The 20949-nt window shown below is 68.6% G+C and carries 21 protein-coding genes and 1 pseudogene; 7 read left to right on the plus strand and 15 right to left on the minus strand.

The genetic code is table 11. The annotated features are described in order from the left end of the window. Positions 1 to 79: 79 nt before the first annotated feature. Positions 80 to 1252 carry an epoxide hydrolase family protein gene (locus AB0B50_RS20985; RefSeq protein WP_362333704.1) on the minus strand — a complete coding sequence of 391 codons (1173 nt, stop codon included), beginning with the start codon at positions 1250 to 1252 and terminating at the stop codon, positions 80 to 82. A 103-nt stretch (positions 1253 to 1355) separates the two neighbouring features. On the opposite strand from AB0B50_RS20985, the gene AB0B50_RS20990 reads away from it, so the two are divergent. Continuing rightward, positions 1356 to 1931: a CGNR zinc finger domain-containing protein gene (locus tag AB0B50_RS20990; RefSeq protein ID WP_362333706.1), complete on the plus strand. Its 576-nt coding sequence runs from the start codon at positions 1356 to 1358 to the stop codon at positions 1929 to 1931. Between the two features lie 179 nt (positions 1932 to 2110). Here AB0B50_RS20990 and AB0B50_RS20995 read toward each other — a convergent pair whose 3' ends face one another. Continuing rightward, entirely contained in the window at positions 2111 to 3148 is a 1038-nt protein-coding gene (locus tag AB0B50_RS20995; RefSeq protein WP_362333709.1) for a winged helix DNA-binding domain-containing protein, read from the minus strand. 533 nt (positions 3149 to 3681) lie between these two features. Between AB0B50_RS20995 and AB0B50_RS21000 the strand changes: the two genes are divergently transcribed. From AB0B50_RS21000 to AB0B50_RS21010, 3 genes are all read left to right on the plus strand, one after another. Next, on the plus strand, positions 3682 to 4125 hold the full coding sequence (locus AB0B50_RS21000; protein ID WP_362333711.1) for a peptidoglycan-binding domain-containing protein: 444 nt from the start codon (positions 3682 to 3684) through the stop codon (positions 4123 to 4125). A 167-nt stretch (positions 4126 to 4292) separates the two neighbouring features. Continuing rightward, the gene (locus AB0B50_RS21005) at positions 4293 to 4628 is read left to right on the plus strand and encodes a hypothetical protein (RefSeq protein WP_362333714.1); all 336 of its coding nucleotides are present in this window, start codon (positions 4293 to 4295) and stop codon (positions 4626 to 4628) included. Beyond that, complete coding sequence (locus AB0B50_RS21010) at positions 4613 to 5005, plus strand: hypothetical protein (RefSeq protein ID WP_362333717.1); 393 nt, start codon at positions 4613 to 4615, stop codon at positions 5003 to 5005. The genes AB0B50_RS21005 and AB0B50_RS21010 overlap by 16 nt, the downstream gene beginning before the upstream one ends. A gap of 935 nt (positions 5006 to 5940) precedes the next feature. On the opposite strand, the gene AB0B50_RS21015 is transcribed toward AB0B50_RS21010, so the two are convergent. The 6 genes from AB0B50_RS21015 to AB0B50_RS21040 all read right to left on the minus strand — a co-directional run bounded on the left by AB0B50_RS21015 (position 5941) and on the right by AB0B50_RS21040 (position 9337). After that, a complete protein-coding gene (locus AB0B50_RS21015; RefSeq protein ID WP_362333719.1) occupies positions 5941 to 6285 on the minus strand; it encodes a hypothetical protein in 345 nt (114 codons plus the stop codon). 208 nt (positions 6286 to 6493) lie between these two features. Continuing rightward, positions 6494 to 6832, minus strand: a complete 339-nt coding sequence (locus AB0B50_RS21020; protein WP_362333965.1) for an STAS domain-containing protein — start codon at positions 6830 to 6832, stop codon at positions 6494 to 6496. Positions 6833 to 7071: 239 nt separating this feature from the next. After that, positions 7072 to 7650, minus strand: coding sequence for a sigma-70 family RNA polymerase sigma factor (locus AB0B50_RS21025; RefSeq protein ID WP_362333722.1), 579 nt, complete (start codon positions 7648 to 7650; stop codon positions 7072 to 7074). After that, positions 7647 to 7907 carry a hypothetical protein gene (locus AB0B50_RS21030; RefSeq protein WP_362333725.1) on the minus strand — a complete coding sequence of 87 codons (261 nt, stop codon included), beginning with the start codon at positions 7905 to 7907 and terminating at the stop codon, positions 7647 to 7649. Before AB0B50_RS21030 ends, AB0B50_RS21025 begins: the two co-directional genes overlap by 4 nt. Before the next feature lie 135 nt (positions 7908 to 8042). Continuing rightward, complete coding sequence (locus tag AB0B50_RS21035; RefSeq protein ID WP_362333727.1) at positions 8043 to 8969, minus strand: hypothetical protein; 927 nt, start codon at positions 8967 to 8969, stop codon at positions 8043 to 8045. 5 nt (positions 8970 to 8974) lie between these two features. Then, a complete protein-coding gene (locus AB0B50_RS21040; protein ID WP_362333730.1) occupies positions 8975 to 9337 on the minus strand; it encodes a peptidase inhibitor family I36 protein in 363 nt (120 codons plus the stop codon). 383 nt (positions 9338 to 9720) lie between these two features. Between AB0B50_RS21040 and AB0B50_RS21045 the strand changes: the two genes are divergently transcribed. Both AB0B50_RS21045 and AB0B50_RS21050 read left to right on the plus strand, forming a co-directional pair. Beyond that, on the plus strand, positions 9721 to 10518 hold the full coding sequence (locus tag AB0B50_RS21045; RefSeq protein WP_362333733.1) for a phytanoyl-CoA dioxygenase family protein: 798 nt from the start codon (positions 9721 to 9723) through the stop codon (positions 10516 to 10518). 439 nt (positions 10519 to 10957) lie between these two features. Next, a complete protein-coding gene (locus AB0B50_RS21050) occupies positions 10958 to 11704 on the plus strand; it encodes an aminoglycoside phosphotransferase family protein (RefSeq protein ID WP_362333736.1) in 747 nt (248 codons plus the stop codon). Positions 11705 to 11850: 146 nt separating this feature from the next. On the opposite strand, the gene AB0B50_RS21055 is transcribed toward AB0B50_RS21050, so the two are convergent. The 4 genes and pseudogenes from AB0B50_RS21055 to AB0B50_RS21070 all read right to left on the minus strand — a co-directional run bounded on the left by AB0B50_RS21055 (position 11851) and on the right by AB0B50_RS21070 (position 15893). Then, positions 11851 to 12279, minus strand: coding sequence for a signal peptidase I (locus AB0B50_RS21055; RefSeq protein ID WP_362333739.1), 429 nt, complete (start codon positions 12277 to 12279; stop codon positions 11851 to 11853). A gap of 306 nt (positions 12280 to 12585) precedes the next feature. Further along, positions 12586 to 12807: pseudogene (locus tag AB0B50_RS21060) on the minus strand (hypothetical protein); the annotation flags it as partial. A gap of 283 nt (positions 12808 to 13090) precedes the next feature. Beyond that, a complete protein-coding gene (locus AB0B50_RS21065; protein WP_362333742.1) occupies positions 13091 to 14053 on the minus strand; it encodes a hypothetical protein in 963 nt (320 codons plus the stop codon). Between the two features lie 628 nt (positions 14054 to 14681). Next, the gene (locus AB0B50_RS21070) at positions 14682 to 15893 is read right to left on the minus strand and encodes an MFS transporter (RefSeq protein WP_362333745.1); all 1212 of its coding nucleotides are present in this window, start codon (positions 15891 to 15893) and stop codon (positions 14682 to 14684) included. Between the two features lie 228 nt (positions 15894 to 16121). On the opposite strand from AB0B50_RS21070, the gene AB0B50_RS21075 reads away from it, so the two are divergent. Beyond that, entirely contained in the window at positions 16122 to 17057 is a 936-nt protein-coding gene (locus AB0B50_RS21075; RefSeq protein ID WP_362333748.1) for a helix-turn-helix transcriptional regulator, read from the plus strand. A 49-nt stretch (positions 17058 to 17106) separates the two neighbouring features. Here AB0B50_RS21075 and AB0B50_RS21080 read toward each other — a convergent pair whose 3' ends face one another. From AB0B50_RS21080 to AB0B50_RS21090, 3 genes are all read right to left on the minus strand, one after another. Next, complete coding sequence (locus AB0B50_RS21080) at positions 17107 to 18381, minus strand: MFS transporter (RefSeq protein ID WP_362333751.1); 1275 nt, start codon at positions 18379 to 18381, stop codon at positions 17107 to 17109. 81 nt (positions 18382 to 18462) lie between these two features. Continuing rightward, entirely contained in the window at positions 18463 to 18993 is a 531-nt protein-coding gene (locus AB0B50_RS21085) for a carboxymuconolactone decarboxylase family protein (protein WP_362333754.1), read from the minus strand. A 122-nt stretch (positions 18994 to 19115) separates the two neighbouring features. Next, entirely contained in the window at positions 19116 to 19985 is an 870-nt protein-coding gene (locus AB0B50_RS21090) for a hypothetical protein (RefSeq protein ID WP_362333757.1), read from the minus strand. Positions 19986 to 20949: the final 964 nt, after the last annotated feature.

Genomic DNA, 20949 nt, shown 5'->3' on the forward strand with positions numbered 1-20949 from the left:
GTGTTGGCGGGTGGGCGTCGAGGTCTTCCAGGAGGGAAGACCCTGCACTGCCCATCCGAGTGCCGGCACCCAGCCGTGCTCACCGATGGGCGGCCAGCACTGCCGCGAGGCCCTCTTGCAGATCCTTGACGAAATACTCGGGAACCTCCAGAGACGGGAAATGCCCCCCGATTTCGGGTTCCCTCCATCGGACGATCCGCCGGTACCGCTCCTGCGCCCAGGGGCGCGGGCACTTCTCGACGTCGCGGGGATACATGGTGATCGCTGATGGGACGTCGACCCGAAGTTCGGGGTCCAGCGCGTTGTGGCTTTCGTAGTAGATGCGGGCCGACGACGCACCGGTCCGCGTCAGCCAGTACAGGGTGACGTCGTCAAGAACCCTGTCTAGGGAAATCCTCTCGAACGGACTGTCTTCGGTGTCCGACCACTCGGCGAACTTGTCGAGGATCCAGGCAAGAAGCCCGACCGGCGAGTCGACGAGCGAGTAGCCGATGGTCTGCGGTCGGGTCGCCTGCTGCTTCGCGTACGCCGCGCGGTGGCGCCAGAAATCGCGGGTCTCCTCGGCCCACTTGCGCTCGACCGCCGTCAGCCCGTCCGTGGTCAACCCGGGCGGCCCCTCCGCGAACGTGGTGTGGATACCGAGGACGTGTGCCGGGAACCTGCCGCCGAGAACCGTGGTGATATTGCCTCCCCAGTCGCCGCCGTGGGCTGCGAACTTGCTGTAACCGAGCCTTCCCATCAGCTCCACCCATGCGGCCGCGATCTTTTCGGTTCCCCACCCCGTGGTGGCCGGCTTGTCGCTGTAGCCAAAGCCGGGCAGCGACGGGACCACGACGTGGAACGCCGGCGCGTCTGCGTCTTTCGGATCTGCCAGCTCGTCCACTACATCGATGAACCGAGCAATGCTGTCCGGCCAGCCGTGCGTCAAGAGCAGCGGAGTGGCATCTGCGCGCGAGGACCGGCGGTGCAGGAAGTGGATTCCCAGATCATCGATGGTCGTGCGGAACTGGCCGATTCCGTTGAGGCGCGCTTCGAACGCCCGCCAGTCGTACCCGGTGCGCCAGTACTTCACGACATCGACGAGGTCGGCGAGAGGAACGCCCTGTTCCCATCGGCGTGGGCCGGGAGGGGCGCCATGGACCGTCTGGGCCTCCGGCAGTCGCGCCGCGTCCAGTCGCGCGCGCAGATCGTCGAGGTCGGCGTCAGGTGCGTGGGCTTCAAAGGCTTGCACGTCGCGGGTTGGACGGGGCATGAGACCTCCTGGCCGTCGTGGAACCGGCTACGACCTGTCGAGAACCGGCTAAGGCGGTTCTAGCAGTCCTCCTGGTCATGCCGCAACCGGCTAAGGTGGTTCCATGCGTGCTGCGTTCCCTGACTTCCGCCTCGGTCCTGTGCTGGCGACCAGCTTCACGGGGACGCTGTCGGAGCGTCATGGCGACGCTGTGGAGCGCATTCCCACGCCGCACCGGCTCGTCGACTGGCTGGCAGTGAGCGGCCTCGCCGTGGACGCCTGCACCACTGCTCAGCTCGACCTCGCCCGGGAACTGAGGGAGTCGATTCACGCCGCCGCGACAGCGGCCGCGATCCAGGACGCTCTGCCCGCTTCTGCGGTCGAAGTCATCAATGACTGCAGCGCTCAGGGCCGGGCCGCCGCGATCCTGACACCTGAGGGCAAGCGGCGATGGCGGCTCAGCTCGGTTTCCCGCGTGGAGGATGCCCTCGGCGTGATCGCCGCCGACGCGATCAGCGTCATCGCGGGCGAACGAGACGGAAAACTGGCCTTGTGCGCATCGCCAACCTGCCGAGCCGCCTTCTTCGACACCAGCCAAAGCCGCACCCGTAAATGGTGTGACATGAACACGTGCGGGAATCGCCAGAAGAAGGCGCGCTTCAACGCCAACCAGCGCAAGAACTCCAGATCGGCGGAGTGATCGACACCCTCGGTGCATCCAAGTGGGCCCCACGCCTGTGGCACTTCTGACGCGTTGGGTGGTGCACCCCAGCGGCACCACCGAACGCCATCCACTCCTCACACCGGCCCGCACAAGAGATCCACACCCGCGCCTGACGCCACACATGAGGACGGTGGGCGCGTCGGCACGGACGGCCTTCAGGCGTGGGCGCCCACGGAGATCGGCCCGATCGTGAGGGTCGGTCGCGCTTCGAGGACCGCACCGATCCGCTGCACTTGTTCGTCGAGCAACTTCCGCTGCCGGGCAGCCAGTGCACGGAACGGTTCGACGGTGATGGCGACCGACTTCCCGGTCTTCTTCTGCTGCCAGACACCCGCGACGACACCGTCGACCATCAGCACGGGAAAGTTGCCGGCCTGTCCCCGCGCGAGCGCGCGGTCCCACGCGTTGCCGGGGAACAGCAGCTCCCGAGGCTGTGAGCCGACGACGAACGCGTCGAAGTGCGGCAGGAGCAGAACGCCTCGCGCCGGGTCACCGAACGTCGTGTCTCCGGCGGACACCCAGCCGGGCTCCCCGTCGACCGACACTTCCGTGAGATCGTTCCGCTCGAAAACCTGACGCGCCCAGGCGGGCGTGGTGGCCAGCCACCGGGCGAAGTGTTCGGGGGTGGCAGGGCCATACGCGTACAGGTAGCGACCGAGGAGCCAGTCGGCCGCCTCGGTGTGCGGGGCGGGTGAGAAACCGGGGAGCCACCGGGCCGGGTTGGTGTAGGTGACCTTGCGGCCCTTGTTCGGCCCGAAACACAGGACACCGCGGTGCCCGGCGATCTCGGTCATCTGACGCCAGCGCGGCCACAGGGTCTGAAACGCGGGCATGACCGGTTCGACGGCCCACGCCCCGACCTGGCCGGCCAGCGCCTCGGTCAGCTCGTCGACGGTCAACTGCGCGTCGCTGAGGATCTCCCCGACCGCGGCGACGAGTTCGTCGGTCTGTTCTGCGCTGAGCCGAACGTCCGGGGCGAGCATGCCGCGGGAGGGAACCGCGCCGAGCGCGCCGCACCACAAGCCGAGCTCGGAAGCGGGGAGCAGATGGACCGTGCCGCGCGGGCCGAAGGACTTGACCAGGTTGTGGTCCGTCCAGAGCGCGTCCTGCACGTGTGCGCGGGTCGTCTCCGCCGAACGCAGGCCGATCGACACCTCGGCGGCGGACAGGACCTGGGCATGGGCCCCGCACATGGCTGAGGCAGCCGCGGCCGGGCCACTGTGTGCCGCGTGGGGCGCAAGACCATGACGGCGCAGCCTCCGCCCACACACATCACTCCACTGCAGCTTCACGTACGGAACCTCGATCGTGTCTACGGATACGGGTGTCTCGACAACCCGTTCAGGTCGTCACCCACGCTAGACCCGCAGAGCTGCGCAAGGAGCCGCGGTCGCTCTCGTCGTACCGAGCACGGCGTGTTCTGCCGTGACGCGGCGCTTCGCCGAGCGCCGGACCCGCCTCTGAGCAGGGACTGTGCGCTCAGGCGCACGCAGCTACCGGTCGGAGCCCGGCACTCGGCAGGCTCTTCTCAGCGAGAAGCGCGTTCACCACGGGACATCCGGACCCCGGCACCTGACATCGCCGCAGGCCTTCCGACTCGTCCCAGGGCTTTCATCCGCACGGACACAGGCTGCTGAATCGGTCGACCGGCGCGCGTCGTGGGACGACTCACCTTGGCTGCCCGTGCCCCCACACGATCGATCACTCCACGACAGGAGGAATCACAGTGAAGCGACAGCTTGTACTACTCGGCGCCAGTGCCGTCTTGGTGGGCGGTTCAGGCCTCGCTGCCCCGGCCGCATCTGCCGTCTCCCGCGCAGACGCCAGCGCGGCAGCCGTCCACTGCGATGGCGCGAAGTACGTCGCCAAGGGCTCCAACTGGCACTGGCTGCCCAAGGCCGGCAGCGGCAGCCTCACATGTGAGATGGGCCGAGGAGCCAACGGCAAGCATGTCTCCGCCCTGCAACAGACGCTCATCCGCTGCTACAACCTGAACACCGGAGGCTACGACGGCGACTTCGGGCCGAGCACGGAATCCGCCTTGCGGACCGCTCAGAGCCGTGCGGGAACACCCGCTGACGGGATCTACGGACCACATACCCGTGACGCGCTCAAGTGGCCGGTCTTCAACAGCTCGGGCGGCTTCACCGGAAGCTGCGTCAAGCACTGACGAAAGTCTGTACCAGAAGCCTCTACCGGACAGGCCGTTGGTCCTTCCAGGATCACGAGGTGAGTTTTGAACAGTGGGGCCCCAGGCAGGGGCTGCCGAAGCGGCGAACAACCGGCAGGAAGCTCCTCAAGCGGGCATTGATCGGGTGCGGTGCGACGTGCGTCGGCATGGTTGCCGTTGGTGCCGTCATCGGATCGCAGATGGACGAGAAGGACACGGCGGAGGCGGTCACGCCGTCCAGGACGGCGAGTGGCCCAAGGGCGTCCGAGTCGGCTGCCGCGCCGCCCCCGCAGCCGACCCTGTCCGCCTCGCCGAGGAGCGAGAGCAAGCCTGAGCGGAAGCCTTCGAACGAGGGCAACTGCGCGAAGGCGTACGCGACTCTCCAGGAGCACAACCCTGTGGGCCCGGCCCGCAAGGGCTCGGAGCTGAGCCATGAGGAACGCAGGGCCATCCCTGATCAGCAGCAGCGAATCATCGACTCGATGCAGTGGAAATGCGCCTGATCCCGGTGACGGCAGCAGCCGTCCTCGCGCTCGCCGGATGCGGTGTACTCGATGCGGAAGAGCCGGAACCCGTGGACGTCACCGAGAAAGTTCTCTCCGGTTTCCCCGGCGGACCTACAGCGGACAAGGCCCGTGGATACGTCGACAGAGTCCTGAAGGCTGACGACCGCCATGTGGAGGTGACGTTCACCGGCCGTCTGCCGGACGGCTGGGTCAGATACCAGGGTGACTCATGGGACGACTACATCGCCGCTCTCGTGATGAAGTCGGCCGATGCGCATCTGGGGCCGTGCCACCACAGCGTGACGCTGAAGTACGGAGAGGACGCGTACCGCTGGTACGGGCGTAGTCACTGCCCCGTCGGAGGAGGGTCGTAGCCCTTGGGCCCCCGCGGCGGCACGCCGACACGTAACCCCAGAACAGGCAGTCCTGAGATCTTCGAGGCCAGCCGGTGGCGTACTGATCGGAGTGTTCCGCGGGCCCCCAGGACACCCCGCAGGCCGGTTGGCCCAGCGCCGCAGGAGTACCGGCTCCTCGGGCATCGACAGCGCCCAATGGGCGTCCTCACTGGCGTTGATGGACCCGACCCACTCGTTGTGGAAAGCCGTACCCGCTTGCGTAATCGTCGTGCCCGAGGGGACCTCGAACGAAGCGAATGCCCAGACGCTCGAGCAGACCAGGACGAACTCCTGCGCGGGGACGTCCCGAAGGGCAGCGACAGCGGTTTTGGACCAGCGCTGGTCACGCGCGTCATCAACGAGCATCTCGCCGATGAAAGCCCGGAGGTCATCATGCGACGTCCGGAAGGGCTTGAAGACGTAGTAATTGAACTGGCCCTGCACCCACTGGGAGTTGAAGGGGCGTGGGACCCACATCCAGCTCCACCCAGGACCGGAGCCTCTGTGAACAGCCTCTGATTCCGGATAGTCGCGATTGGACATCACGGGTACGAATAAGTCATCCGGAGCATCCAGTAAGTAATCCGGAGCATCCAGCTTCTGCGTGATCCTCCCTGCGATCACCAATCGGGCTACGTCATCGGAGACACGTAATCCCCACCCGCAACCTCTTCAGCCGGCGGCAGGTTACACGGACACACCACATGGCGACCGGCTTTGAGGCGCCTCTCCACCGTTGCCGCACATGCCCGGAGCGGAAGACGGAACTCCTCCACGCCCTCTACCTCTCCTGCGAGGCGGGACAGGTGCACGGGCTGGGCATGCTGGGCCTGGTGTGCGGGGCCGTGCGCGATGCCGCGTACGGCGTGCTGTCTGTCGTCGCCCGGCCACGGACTCAGTCCGACGCGACGGACTCAGTCCTCCACGTCGGAAAAGCCCTGTGCGATGCGGCGATGTGCGTCTGCGGCCTGCTGTCCCTGGGCGGGGCTGATGGTGGATCCCGGCATGCGGCTCAAGCGTTCGATCTCCTCCGCGAAGCGAAGGTGCGCGCGTCGTGCGTGCTCACGACAGGCGAGGCAGGTGACGCGGTCCGGGCGCGGAGAGGTCATCGCGTACGGTACCCGCAGCCCGCAGCCGGTCGTGACGAGGCTGGGCAGGTCCCCGGCCAGACCGAAGGCGGATGCCACCACGTTGCGGACAGCGGCATCGCCGCGGACCACCTGCGACTCGACATGGATGTGCGGATCGTCTCCGCCCATGAGCCCTCCCCGGTCCGGCAACTGGACTGAATCAAGAGTGCTCCAGCCCGGCCGCATCCTGTTCAAAAGGAGTCTGCCACCTAGCCCCCTTCAGCGGACTCGGCTGCCAAGGGCGTCCAAGACGCGGTCAGCGACGTCGATCCGGTCTGCGAACGCGGAGCCCGCGATGTCCTGTCCATCGACCAACTCGTCAGCTGCGGGGACATGCTCAGCGGTAGCGTCCGGCCGTGTCTTCGCACAGGCCTGGCGCCGGGTGAGGTGACCCGTCGCCTTCCGAAACGTAACCCTCGATCTCCAGAATGCGGTCGAGGCGGGTCGCCACGAAGAGCCTCTCCAAGGAACGAGGTACGTCCTGAAGGATCAGGCGGCGCCCGAGACGCGCCGCGCGACGATGGGCCCCCATGATCACGCCGAGTCCCGAGGCGTCGCAAAAGGTGACGCCCCTCAGGTTCAGCACCAGGTCTCCGGTGCCGTCGTTCAGCGCTGAGTGCACGACGTCGCGGACGTCCTTGGCAGCCGCCACGTCGAGTTCTCCGGTGAGTGCCAGCGTGTCCGATGCGCCGGTGTGCGGCGGCCACTGCGGCTTCCCGGCCGAGGACGGGGCCTCCCGCTTCATCCAGTCCATCAGGTCCTTGACACCGTCGACGGCGCTCGGCGTCGGCCGATGTGTGTCGACCACGCGGTCGAGCTGCCGCAGGAGGTCGTCGGCGTCCACTGGCGTGCCGGTCACTGGTGTGCCGGTCCGGGGAGGGGTGTCGGGCCCATCCGGCCGTTCCTGACGGTTGCTCATCCTGCCGCCTCCTCTCCCAGGTCGTCGTCCCTCCAGGACGACGGGAAGACCACTTCGTCCCCCAGCTCCACCGCAAGGGTGTTCCGTGCGTTGCGCACATGGACTCGCACGGTGCTCTGGGCGATGGTCAAGTGTTGGCTGATCTCACGGTTGGTCCATTCACCCTGCCACTTGAGGAGGGCAACTCTTCGCTGCGCGGTGGGCATGCTGTCGATGACCTTCCAGCACTTCTGCAGCAGCAGATTGGACACGGCCGTGCGCGGGGTGTCCAGGTCGGCCACCGGGTCCTCGTATCCGACGCCACCCCCAAGACGGTGGCGTCCGGTCGCGCCCCACTGGTCGAAGACCTTGTTCTTCACCACCTGGTACAGCCAGCGTTTCCGGCCGCCGGCCCCGTACTTCCGCAGCGCGTCCCACCGTAGGGCGGCGGCCTGGAACGTCTCCTGGACCAGGTCGTGTGCCAAGTGGCGTTCGGCGCCCAGCATCCTGGTGGCGAACCTGACCAAGTCGTCTCGGTGCCGCAGGTAGAGGTCCACGACCTCCGCCCAGTTCTCCGGTGGAACCCGGGGCGTCACGAGGCCCTCTCCGTATGCCCGCTGCCGACCTGGATCACCATCCGCGGACCCCCTGCCCCTCGCTCCTGCGCCACCACCGTGCCGGGCGGCGCCTGCGTCGTGATGGCCAGCAGTGTCTTGCGGCGCGACCTCTCGGCAAGGCCCCGGGCCGCCGCGGTGACGAGTACGACACCGCAGGCCGACCAGGGCAACAGGTGCAGGCCGAGGCCGATCCACTCAACTGCCCATCCGGGCACGGGGAATGTGAAGACATCCATGCTCGTACATCTCCAGCCGCGGCAAAAGCGTTTAGCGCCGCGAGCGGTTCTCCGCCCCGCGCCCGACGCCCCGCGCCGCCTCCGCGGTCGAGTGCCGCGGTTCCCCGTCCGGTCTGCGCGAGGCCGTCCGGGGGTTCAAGTCGGGCCGTCAGCAGCTGTGTTGCGAGGTGTTGCCGTGCCGGCAGGTGTGTCGGCGACGACTCGCTGGCGAGCGGCGGAGACTCGTTCGGCGAGGCGGTGCGCACTGTCGGGCAGTTGCTTCTCCGCGCGACGCTGCCCGGTGCGGATGATGTCGGCGAGCTTGCTCTCGTCCTGGCATTGGGCGTCGCCGACGGCGAGGTCGAGCTCCTTGCGTGCCACGCGACGCAGGGCCTCGGGGGTGGTGCCTGCCCCGGCCAACTGCTGCTGTATCGCGCCGCGGGCATCATCGAGTGTGGAGTACGGCTCTCCCCTGGAGCGCATGCAGCGGGCCCAGGCACGTTGCCCCTTGGCGTATGCCTTCGTGCTCGTCACGTCATCGAGGAGCTTCGCGTTCACGCCTTCGAGGGCCAGGCGGGCCTCCTCCCAGCCCCGTCCGTACAGTTCGATCTGGCTCTGGTAGACGCAACCGTTCGTGTTGACCCGTAGGGAGGGCGCGTGGCGGGCGGTGATGGTGCGTTCGTGACGGGAGGTACCGACCAAGGCCCGTTCCCAGCCCTTGCGTCGCTCGGTCGACCAGCCTTCGGTGAGGCGTACGTTGGGGTCGGGTCCCGGCGCCGCGAGTGCCGCGCTGGTCATGCCGTAGCCGTCGTCCTCCGCTTCTTCGCGCGTGAGCAAGCCGTACGGGTTGGCGCCGGGAGCGGGGACAGGCGGCACTCTGCGGTAGCCGAAGCCCTTGTCCCGCATACAGGAGGCGACGGCGCGCTCCTCCGCCTCGTGAAGTACTCGTTCCTCATCGGGGGCGGGCTGCGCTGCGCCGTTCAACGGCACCGGCAAGGGCATGGACGCCCGGTGGTCGGGTGCTTGGGAGCACCCGACCACCGTCAGCAGCGCCGCTGCCGCCACTGCTGTTCTGATGCGCATGTGTGTCACGGACACCAGCGGTTGGACGCCACGTTCTTGTAGTACGCCGTTCCGGTCAGGTCACCGATGCCGTAGCCGCGGCGGATGTCGACATGACTGCCCGCATAGCCGGTCTTGCTGTAGATGCGTACGGTGCACTGGGTGCCGCTGTTGGACACGGACAGGGCGTTGTTGAACTTGTTGTACTGCAGCAAGTTGCTGTTGTCGCCCGCTACCTCGCCGGGGTCGCCCACGTAGTTCTTGTTCAAGTAGGCGCAGAGCTTGGTGCTCGGGCACGCGGCGGCGCTCGCGGGAGCGGCGACCGCAACGGTGACTCCGCCCGCCGCCATGGTCAGGGCGGCTGCGGATGTCAGCAGCTTCTTGAGCATCGTTCCCCCTTTCGACTCGCACTGGTCACCTCTGGACCGTGCGCCCACAGATTTCACCGGGCCGTGGCTGGACGACAGAGTTCCGTGCGCGACGGCCGAAATTCGAGGGTTTCCTGGCGAGAGGGACGCTCTTGATACCTGGTGTGACATACGTGCCTACTCGGCCGCGATCAGCGGTTTGAGCTCGGCCACGAGCGCCTCGCGGCTGTCCCCGCTCAGCCCGCAGGCGCCGAGCGGAACTGACCAGTCGAAACCGCAATCGGATCCGACCCCTCTCGCGACGCAGGAGGACGGCCCCCTGCGGGAACGAGTGTTGAGCACCCGACAAAGTCGGTGCGGAAAATGTCGGGTGAGCCGGACCGGCGTCACCGCACGATGGAGGCATGGATGACACGACCTTGGTATCCCGTTTCCTGCGCGATGGCTTCGTGAAGCTGGAGGGCGCCGTCGCACCGCGCGTGGCCGCGGACTGCGCGCGGCTGCTGTGGCGAGAGACGGGCTGCGACCCGGACGATCCAGCGACGTGGACGCAGCCCGTGCACTGGGTGCCGGGCATGGCGCAGGGGCCGTTCGCCGCCGCGCCCAACTCTCCAGCCCTGCACCGCGCCTACGACTTGCTCGTCGGCGCGGGACGCTGGGCGCCGCGCTACTCGCTGGGCACGTTTCCGCTGCGCTTCCCGCACGAGGACGAGCCGGACGACGCGGGCTGGCACATCGAGGGCAGCTATCTGCCGGAGGGGGAGAGCTGGTACTTCACCAATCTGCGCTCCCGGGGCCGAGCGCTGCTGATGCTGTTCCTGTTCAGTGAGGTCGGCCAGGAGGACGCGCCGACCCGGATCCGAGTCGGCTCGCACCTCGACGTGCCGAAGGTGTTGGAGAAGTACGGGGAGGACGGGGCAAGCGGGCTGACCCTGGCCCCCGACCTGGTGGCAGCGTCCGACCACCGGCCACTCGCCCTGGCCACAGGGGCCCCGGGCGACGTCTTCCTGTGCCATCCGTTCTTGGTGCACGCGGCGCAACCGCACCATGGGGTGCGCCCGCGCTTCATGGCCCAGCCACCGCTGATGCCGGCAGCACCGTATGAACTGGAACGGGCCGACAGCGCGTACTCTCCCGTGGAGGTCGCGATCCGTCGTGGCCTGGGACAGGACACCTCGCCTGATGAAGTGCACGCGGTGTAGCCGGAGCACCCCGCCTCACTGAACCTCGATGCCCTCGACGCCGACGGGCGGCACCACGGAACTTGCGCAGCCGCGCTCATGTGCGCCGGACCCCTGCGAGGCCACACTGGGGCCGGACGCGGCGGCCTCCGCACGTTGGATCCCTGTCGGCCAAAGGCAGCGAACGGGTAGGGGGTACCCGTCCGCCGATGGTCAAACGTCTCAGCGAAGCAGTTCCACTGCCAGGAGGATTGCGCCAAGGCCGTGAAGGCGCCCCGCGGCACCAACCTGTACGCCCTGCGTGAGGCCGAACGTGTCACCCCTTTGGCCATGCCGATCGCGTCATGCGTGCTGCGTGTCCTGAGCGATCGAGGCCGCCGGGCAGCGGCGCCCAGCCGGCCGTGCAATCGCACGGAATAATCCCGGCGACGTCGACGGCCATCTGGGATAGTGACCGCCCATGGATGAGGTGAAGGTCGTCGTTGCCCATTCCGAGCGCGCGACCCTGCGCGTCGGCGATGTGTTCTTGAAGGTGGACGCCGATCAGGAGCGCATGGACGTCGAGGTCGAGGTGATGGCCTTGGCGCCGGTCCCGACCCCGGAGATCCTGTGGCGCAAGCCGCCCGTGCTCGCGATCGCCGCGGTCCCTGGCACGGTGCTCGGCCGTCTCGGCGAGCCGTCGACCACACCGCCGAAGGCGTGGGCCGCGGTGGGCGCCGCCATCCGGAAGTTGCACGACGCCCCGTTGCCGCCCCGTCCCGGCCGGGCCGGCCGGAGCATCGACGAGTTGGCGGCGGAACTCGACGCCGAGTGCGAGTGGCTCGTGACGAACGGCGTCCTGCCCGCCGACCTCGTCACCCGCAACCGTCAGGTCGCCGAGGCCGCGCTCCGGCCGTGGAATCCGGTGTTCACGCACGGCGACCTGCAGATCGCCCATGTGTTCATCGAGGGTGACGAAGTCACCGGCATCATCGACTGGTCCGAGGCGGGCCAGGGTGATGCCCTGTACGACCTCGCCACCGTGACGCTCGGACACGAGGAGCGCCTCGATGACGTCATCGCCGGCTACGGCGCCGACGTCGACCTGGAGGTGATCCGCGCGTGGTGGTCCTTGCGAAGCCTGCTGGGGATTCGTTGGCTGGCCGAGCACGGCTTCGACCCGACCACGCCGGGCTGTGAGGTCGACGTACTGAGAGCCCAGATGTGAGGCCGCGCAGGCCCGACTGTCGGGAGCGTGTGCTGATGACGCATTGAGCGGGCCATCCTCTGGGGGCGCGTCGCCTGCCCCTCAACCCCGGCTCCCGGCAAAGTACGGTGCGGAGTCGTCGTCGGCGGATGACGCGCGGCCGACCGCTACGAGGCCACCGTGCCGGTCGTGTCCCGCAACGGACGGCTATGACCAGCAACGGATTCGTCCTCGTCGATGACCTTGTAGCCGGGGACAGAGGGCCAGCGGACCGTCAGTACCACGGACTCTTCCTCCGCGAACCACGAGTGATCGACGCCTCGGCCCCACACGACGTAGTCCCCTTGCTGCTCCAGAAGAACACTGCGCCCAGGAAGTTCCACCCGGAAGCGCCCCGTGATGAGGACCAGCAGCGCGGTGCGCTCTTCGCCGGTCACCCACTGAGCCCGCTCATCGCCCTGCGCGTGGACGCCCCATTTGATCTCCACATCCTCGCTGTGCCGAGGATCCGAGGCGTCCTTGAAGTGCCCCAGCAGCCACCCCCGGTCCAGTGCCGCATCCTTGCCCGCATTGCCCACGTACACGCTGTCGGTCATGGCTACGGAAGGTAGCAGCCAGCCGTATCAGCACTCACACACGCAGCCACCGCCACTTTCGCAACAGGCCCTGAGCCCTGTCCGGCAGATCGAACGCTGCCGGACAGGGCTCAGGGCCGAGCTCAGGGCCGAAACCTTCGGCGATCAGTCGCACCGGCCGCACAGGTGTCCGTGCCGCACTGTGGAGCGCGACCGGCGGGCCAACACAGGAACGGGCGCCCACCGGCCGCGGTGCGCCCGGTGTGGCGGTGGACCGTACGGGGACTGCCAGGCAGGCCGGTCGGGGCGGCCCGGTCCGCTCACGTGGAGCCCGGGGCGTGTGGAGCGCACGTCCATCCGCTCCAGGGCAGTGAGCTTGGTGGAGTCCCCGCCCTCGGTGCACAACGCGAGGAGCCAGGCGCCGAGGAGCTTGTGGTGCGTATGCACGGGGAATCCGCCGTCTGCCCGGAAGCGCCCGGAGGCGCAGCTGTGGCAACGGCGGCGAAGGGTTGGCAGACAGGTGGGTGCGACCACCCAGTTGTCGGACACAGAGATACACCGGTTCCAGTGAGAAGACCGCAGCGAAAAGGAGCACGTCGCAGATGTGCGACGCGTGACGGATCAGCGCTCGGGGGATCTCACTTGGTGTACAACGGACGTCCTCGACAGGGGGACTGGGGCGGGAGCACGGTAACGGTGCGGGGGCGTGCGGTTCCACTGATTTTCGGGCGGACGGTGCCGGCTCGCGGCGGGCGCCCGCACAACACAGACGCCCGACCCACCGGACATGCCTTGGAGCGCAGCCCACCAGCGGCAGAGCGTTCCGTCCTTGTCAGGCGGTGCAGTGCTTCTGTGAGTCCAGGCGCACCTTGCGACCGGTGAATTCCTCCAGGACGGCGATGTTCTCGGGGGCGTAGTTGGTCGCGGTGATCTTGTCGGCGTCCTTGCTGCCGAGCTTTCCGGTGTAGGGCGCGGACTTCTCCAACCAGTAGGCCGTGCGCAGGAACTGAGTCAGGACCAGGTCGCGCAGCTTGGGCTCGGCCTTGATCTTGGCCCAGTAGGCGGGGTGCTTGCCCTTGGCGACGCGCAGGTAGAGGAGCAGGTACCGCAGGTTGGTGGCGGCGATGTCACGGGCGTTACTGGCGCCGACCCCCTTGATGTACTCCTGGAGCACCGTCACCGCGGGCAGTCCGGTCAGACCGGCGTTCTGCTCGGCCAGTACTCCCTGGAGGCGGTAGGACCCCTGTTGGCTGTCCCTCAGGTAGATGTCGTCCATGGAGGAGCTGAGGTTGTCCTTGATCAGCGGCAGGATCTCCTTGCGGGGGAAGCCGCCGTGCAAGGGCACCTTCAGGGCCTGCTGACCGGCATTGATCCACGACGCAGTGTGGACGTCCCACTCGGTCCGGGCGGCGTCGAGGTCCCACATGTGGGTCTCCTCGTGGATCGCCACCATCATCGACTCGGCGAACCCGTCGAAGCTCCGCTTGTCCACGAACTGGTCCCAGTACTTGTCGTTGACCTGGGCGATCGCCAGCGCCTCTCCGCTGGGCCAGCGTCGCTTGTACATGGCCTGGAGGGTCCGCATCCAGTTCGAGGAGTTGAAGGCGGCCTTGAGGTCGCTCAGATCGGCGTTCGGCTGCGACGGTTCGTCGTAGCAGTAGGGATCGGGGACACGGCTCTGTCCGGTGACTTCGGAGGTGCTGGCCGACGCGGGACCGGAGGCGAGTGCGGTGCCCGAACCCAGGGCCAGGACGAGGCATGCGGTCAGCAGACGGGCGGAACGTCCACGGTTCACGAGAACCTCTTCTCGAAGCGATCGTGTGGGGGCACGGCAGGTGACGGCAGCTGCACCGCCCGCCGCTCGCCAAGCAACGTATTGCCCCGCACGTCCCACGCCTACCTGTCATGTACCCATAACATTCGCGTGTGGGTTCCCGGCTGCTGCCCTCCCCCCCCCTCGGGGGGCGTCCGTCGCGTTCTGAGGCCGACGGCGGCGGCCCTGTGGCGTGAAGGTGAAGCGGTCGACGACGTCACCTTCACCGAGGCGCACAGCAAGAAGTACCGGCTCCTCGAGTGCCGGCCAGGTCGTGTGGCCGGGTTCGGTTCGGTTCCGTTCCGCAGACGGAATCCGACCACCGTCGGCTGGGTGCGGCCCTGGGAGGCGTGGACGAGCGTCTTGTCGTAGTTGGGATCGGTGCTTGCGATGAGGGCAGAGGGAGGCCCGAAGGCCGCCGTCACTTCGGGCCGCACCCGGTCCTGCCCTGCCCATCGGCCAAGATCCTCCCGCAGTGCCGCGTAGGCATCCGCGCTCAGTTCCCGGTCGTGCTTCAGCCCGCCCGCCCACCGTGTGAACACCGTCCCGGCCTGCGGGAGTTCAGCGCGGAACATCGATCAGGGCGAACTGCCGCAAGCCGTGCACGGTTTCAAGATTGGCCGTGGGCTTCTAGGGCACCGCGGCCCTGGGCCTTCCGCCCCACGGCCCCGGCGGCACCCCGCCGCCGCTGGGCGACCGTCACACCTACCGCCAGCAGCAGCCCGACCCCCGTCAGTAGGCCGCCGACCCCGTTCAAGGCGGCGTACCCCATCCCGCCGTCGATGACCAGACCACCGAGCCAAGCGGCCACCGCGGCGCCCGCGTTGAAGGCCCCGATGTTCGCCGCCGAGGCGAGCGTCGGCGCCCCCTCGGCCTGCTTGAGGATCCACGACTGGAGCGCCGGTACGGTCGCGAAGCCGACGGTGCCGAGCAGGGCCAGCGTGATCGCCGCCGGCACCTTCGCATGCGCCGTGAAGGTGAAGGCCACCAGCACCGCCGACAGCAGCGCCAGCACGATCAGGATCGTGCGCAGCGGTGCGCGGTCCGCGGCCTTGCCCCCGAGCAGGTTACCGACGACCAGCCCGGCCCCGTAGAGCACCAGGAGCCAGGGGATGCTGCCCGCGGCGAAGCCGGTGACGTCGGTCATCATCGGCGCGACATAGGTGAAGGAGATGAACAGCCCGCTGATCCCGCAGGCGGTCATGGCCAGCGCGATCCACACCTGCGGGCGCCTGAACACGGCCAGTTCACGGCCGAGCCGCGCGTCCGGGTCCGCCGGTGCGTTCGGCACCAGAACGGCGACCCCGGCCATCCCCAGCACCCCGAGCACCACCACGCCCCAGAACACCGAGCGCCAGCCCAGGTGTTGGCCCAGCACCGTGCCCATCGGGACGCCGAGCACATTCGCCAAGGTCAGACCGGTGAAGAGCGCCGCGATGGCCCCGGCCTTGCGGTCCGGCGCGACCAGCTCCGACGCGACCACCGAGGCCACCCCGAAGAACGCTCCATGGGTGAGCGCGGAGATGATCCGCCCGGTCATCAGGACCCCGTAGCCGGGCGCCACGGCGGCGAGCAGATTGCCCACGACGAACAGCACCAACAGGCCGAGCAGCACGTGCTTGCGCGGCAGCCGGGTCGCGGCCGCGGTCAGCACGGGCGCGCCGACGACGACGCCGAGCGCATAGCCGGACGTCAGCAGCCCGGCGTCGGCGATGGTCACCCCGAGGTCTCCGGCGACCGCGGTCAGTAGTCCATTGAGGATGAATTCGGTACTCCCGATGGCGAACGCGCTGATCATCAACGCGATGAGGGCAAACGGCACGACAGGCTCCCGGCCTCGACTCGTTTCACAACGGTTCGCCGCGCCTCTGCGGCCGCGAACCGCACGGACGAACAAGACCCTCGAACGACCGGGCCGACTTACCCAGCCCGCCGTTCTCCGTACGAACGCCGTCCCTAGTGGCGCCGCCCCTACTGCAGCCGTCCCTACTACTCACAGCATCAGGACCGGCTGTTCCGCCGCTCCGGCCCGTCGAGCACAATCGGCCCCATGCACAACACGCCCGCCATACCCGCGCCCTCAGCAGCCCCCCGCGCCCTCAGCCCGGCCGTCGAAGGGGGCACCCCGGCCACCCAGTCGCTGGGCGCGTTCCTGCGCTCGCGCAGGGCGCGGCTCCAGCCGGAGGACGTCGGGCTCGTCGCGCACGGCACCCGCCGCCGGGTGCCCGGCCTGCGCCGCGAGGAGCTGGCCATGCTGGCCGGAGTGAGCGTGGCGTACTACACCACCCTCGAACAGGGACAGAGTCGCAACGCCTCCGAAGGGGTCCTGGACGCGCTGGCCCGCGCACTGCGCCTGGACGAGGTGGAGCGCGCCCACCTGCACGATCTGGCCCGTCCTCCGCGTACTGTCAAACGCCCAGCGGCCCGCACCGAAGCGGCCCACCCCCGGATGCGGCAGCTACTCGACGCGGTGGACGCGGTTCCCGGCCTCGTCCTCGGCCGACGCCTGGAAATCCTGGCGTGGAACCACACGGGCCACGCACTGATGGCCAGTCACCTCCCTTACGAGGCCCCCGCCGACCCTGCCCGGCGCCCCAGCTTCCCCCGGATGCTCTTCCTGGACGCGCACACCCGCGAACTGCACGTTCCCCGCTGGGAGGACGAGGCCCGCGCCAACGTCGCCTACCTCCGCCTGGTCGCCGGCCGCCACCCCGACGACCAGGACCTGGCCGCGCTCATCGGCGAACTGTGCATCAAGAGCGAGCGTTTCGCGGAACTCTGGCAGCGCCGCGGTGTACGGGAGTGCACCCACGGCATCAAGGAGTTCCACCACCCCCTGGTCGGCCGACTCTCGCTCTCGTACGACATGCTGCGCCTCCCGGACCGCCCCGACCAGCAACTCCAGCTCCTCAGTGCCGAGCCGGGTTCCCCCTCGGAGGCCGCCCTGCGCCTCCTGAACACCCAGCTCACATTGTCTGGCCGGTAGCGCGCGCTGTGCGGGGCGCAGCCGGTCGGAGAGTGCTGTGCGGGGCGCTTCACGCGGCCTTGGACAGGGTGGAGCGGTCGGTGCTGGGTGTGTGCCGGGCGGCTGTCACGGGGCTGGTCGTCGCTCCTCGTCCGTCGTGGCGCGGCCACAGGAGAAGGGCACCGATCGCTCCCGCTGAGGCAAGGACCGCGAGGACGGGCCAGGCGAGGGTGAAGCCCGCGTTCGTGCCGAGCCATCCCGCGATCGGATACGTGATCAACCAGGCCAGGTGCGACAGGGAGAACTGGGCCGCGAACGCCTCGGGGATCGCGTTACGTTCGACGGAAGCGCGCAGGACCATGCCGGTCGGCGTGATGATCAGCGCCATGCCAATGCCGATCACAGTCCATACGACGGCCGTGCCGATCCATGAGGTGAGCCCGACGGCGATGAGCGTCACCGCGGCAGCAGTGCCGCCGACGAGGACTCCGGCTCCGGCCATCATGACGGTGCGGGGAGTCAGCCGGCCGAGAACCCGAGGCAGTACGAGGGCGGTCAGGAGGGTTCCGGTGCCGGAGGCTGCGAGCATCCAGGCGACGCCCGACTGCGAGCCGCCGAGTTCGTCACGAACGTAGTTGACCGTGTTGACGACGACGATCGAACCTGCCGCAGCGACCACGAGGTTGAGCGCCATGATGCCGCGTAGCCGTGGCGTCCTGAGGAAGGTCCTGATCCCCGCTGCTGCCTTGTCCCATGCCTTGGCGTGGGCACTGGGGCGGGCGTCGGGGACGCGCGTCGACAAGACGAGCAGGGCGGAGATGAGGAATCCGGCGGAGGTGCCCAGGAACAGCCAGTCGAAACTCATGAACGTCAGGGCGACGGCTGCCAGGACGGGGCTGAGCAGGCTCTCCATGGTGGAGGCGACCTGGGAGGCGGACAGGGCCCGCGTGTAGGCGGACTCGTCGGTGACGATGTCGGGGATGACGGCCTGGAAGGTCGGGGTGAACGCCGCGGAGCCGGCCTGGAGCAGACCGATCAGGACGTAGATGTGCCAGACCTCGGTGACCAGCGGCAGCGCCAGGACCACGGCGCCCCGGACCGCGTCGAGGAGGACCAGGAGCGTTCTTCGGGGGAGCCGGTCGACGTACGCGGCAGTCAGCGGGGCTATGACCACGTACATGACCATCTTGATGGTGAGGGCGGTGCCGAGGACCATGCCGGCGCGCGGGCCGGCGAGGTCGTAGGCGAGCAGTCCGAGGGCCACGGTGGTGAGGCCGGTACCGAACAGGGCGATGACCTGGGCACTGAACAGGTGCCGGTAGTCGCGGATGGCGAACAGACGCATGGCGGGTTCCTTCCGTATCCATGCGGCGGGGCACGGCTCCGGGGTGGCGGCCGTGCCCCGCGCGTACAGGCGGGGGTGTCTTCAGGCACCGGTGTCGCTCCCCGGCGTGAGACCGGCGAGCAGATTGAAGGCGCCGGTGAGGATGTTGAGTGCGACGACGCCGACGACATCGGCGATCGCGCGGTCGCTGTAGCCGTGCTCCCGCAGCGCGATGACCTGTTCGTCGGTGATCGACGCAGGTTCGCGATGGACCTGGAGGGCGAGGGTGATGACCGCGGTGATCGCGGGGTCGGCCGAGGTGCCCGCGTGGGCTCGCTCGATCTCTTCCTCGTCAACTCCCAGGGAGCGGGCGGCACTCACATGCGCGTCGAGGCAGAGCCGGCATCCCTGCAGAGCCTGGACGGCGATCGAGATCCGTTCGCTGATCCCGCGGTCGAGTTCGGCTCGTCCCATGGCACGGCTGAGCTGGAGGTAGCCGCCCAGTACGGCTGGTGAGTGCGCCATCGTGGAGACCATGTCGCCGATCTGGCCGTGGCGGGCGACCAGGTCGGCGAGGAGGTCGCGCGAGGCACCGACCGCCGTGTCGGGCGTGAGTTGGGTCAGGCGGGGCATGACGCTCCTTCTGGTACGGGGGGTGTGCTGAGGGCGTTCGGGTTCGACGCGCGGAGCGTCCTTTGGCCGCGCCCTTTGGCCGCGCCGTGTGCCACGGCAGCCGGCCAGTGGCGTGCATGCGGTCAGTGGTGTGCGTGGTGGCTGTGGTGCGCGTGGTGGTGGCTGGCGTGCTCGGGTGTGGCCTGGGGTGCCGCGTCCGAGTGGGGAGCGGTCGCGGCGGTCCGCACCGTGAACTCGGCCGTCCGGACAACGCCGTTGTGCTGGAAGTCCAGGTACAGGCGGTAGGCGCCGACCGTGGGCGCGACCGCCATGAAGGCGATCTCGGGTCCCGGTGCGGTGGTGCCGTCGCCGGGTTCGCCCTCCGGGTGGACGTGGAGGTAGCCCAGGTCGCCGACCCGCAGTGCGACCAGGTGCCCGTACGCGGCCAGGTAGGGCTGCAGATCGGTGACGGGGCGGTGGTTCCGGCTGACGGTGAGGGTCAGTTCGCTCGCCGTGCCGGGCACAAGTGCGCCGTCGAGCGTGACGGTGTATTCGCCGATCTGGGCGATCCCAGTGGCCTCGGGGAGCGGGCGCGGCTCATACGGTCCGGCGACGGCGACGTCGATCCCCAGCGTCATGGTTCCCTCGTGGCCTGCCGGGTGGACGTCGGCGAAGAATCTCCAGTCGCCCGGTTCCAGGGCCAGTTCGACGCTCCAGGTGCCCTTTGCGTCTCTCACCGGGTGCACGTGCTGGAACCCGGCAGTGTCGCGCCGGACGGCGATGAAGTGCAGTTCCTTCTCGTGCTCGGCCATGTACTCGGTCACCGCCTGCCCATCGGGGCCGATCACCCGGAAGCTGACCGTCTGCACACCGGCGGTGAGGATCGTCGAGTCGACCTCGAGGGTGTATCCGTTCTCGGAGACCGACAGGCCGCCGGGCTGGGCTCCGCCGTGGCCGCCGTGCCCGCCGTGGGCAGCGTGGTTGCTGTCCTGGTGGCCGGAGTGATTCTTCATGACAGCTCCCAAGGTGTGATGCGCCTTTCGGCGTTGTCCGTTGAGGACGTTGATCGCAACCATATACCCCCTAGGGGTATTCCGAACAGCCTCGATGGCGGAAATCTCGGGAGGGCTCACCGGAGCGGATCCGCCAGGGGAGTCACCCGCCTCCCGGCCCCCTTGGCGCCGAGGTCTCCGGCGCGGGCCTGCGGTGGTTGCCGCGACCGGGCGACGCCACGCCTCACGTGGTGCGCGCCGCCCGCCGCCGGGCCGTCCTGGACGCCGTGCAGCAACTCACCGCGCTCGGCCTCGGTGGCGACCTGGCAGGCGAGGGCGACGCCGCGTGAGGCGCGGCGAGACCTGGGCTCTCGCAGACGGCCGTGATGTCCTGCTCGTCTCGCTCGCGGGCCTCGATGAGGCGTTCGGCGCCGTCGATGGCACCTTCCAGTGATCAACGCCCCCCGACGGCGGCCGATCCGGAGGAGGTCGGCGATGCCGCGGGGGCATGGGAACGGCTACCGGCCGAGCGCCGGGCGCCGCGCGGCGTTACGACGTGAACGCGGACCTTGGACAGACGGCATGCGGGGCAACGATGAACACGCCGAGGTGGTGCTGACCATGTCGGCCGAAACCGGACCGCGCAGGATATGGCGCGTGGCCATGCCGGTCAGAGTCCTTGCCTGCTGTGTGTCCTTGGCATCTCTCGTCATCAGCGGAAGCGGGGTCTGAGGATGCTTCACAGGTTCCCTTGGGAACGATGACATGCTCCTCTGTCTGCTCTTTCTCGGTGGAGCGACCGCCGGCTTGTTGTATGCCTTCGCGACGTCGGTCGCGATCACGGCACACGATGGAAGAGTGCTGCGTGGCCGCGCCGTGGAGAAGCCGAACTATGCGCGATGGCTGGGACGGTGGGCACGCGCGGACCGGGTAGTACGGGACATTCGATCCGCGTGCAGGCTCGCGGCCGAGAGGGCGGCGAGTC

It is taken from the genome of Streptomyces sp. NPDC041068, assembly GCF_040647455.1.
Classification (GTDB): domain Bacteria; phylum Actinomycetota; class Actinomycetes; order Streptomycetales; family Streptomycetaceae; genus Streptomyces.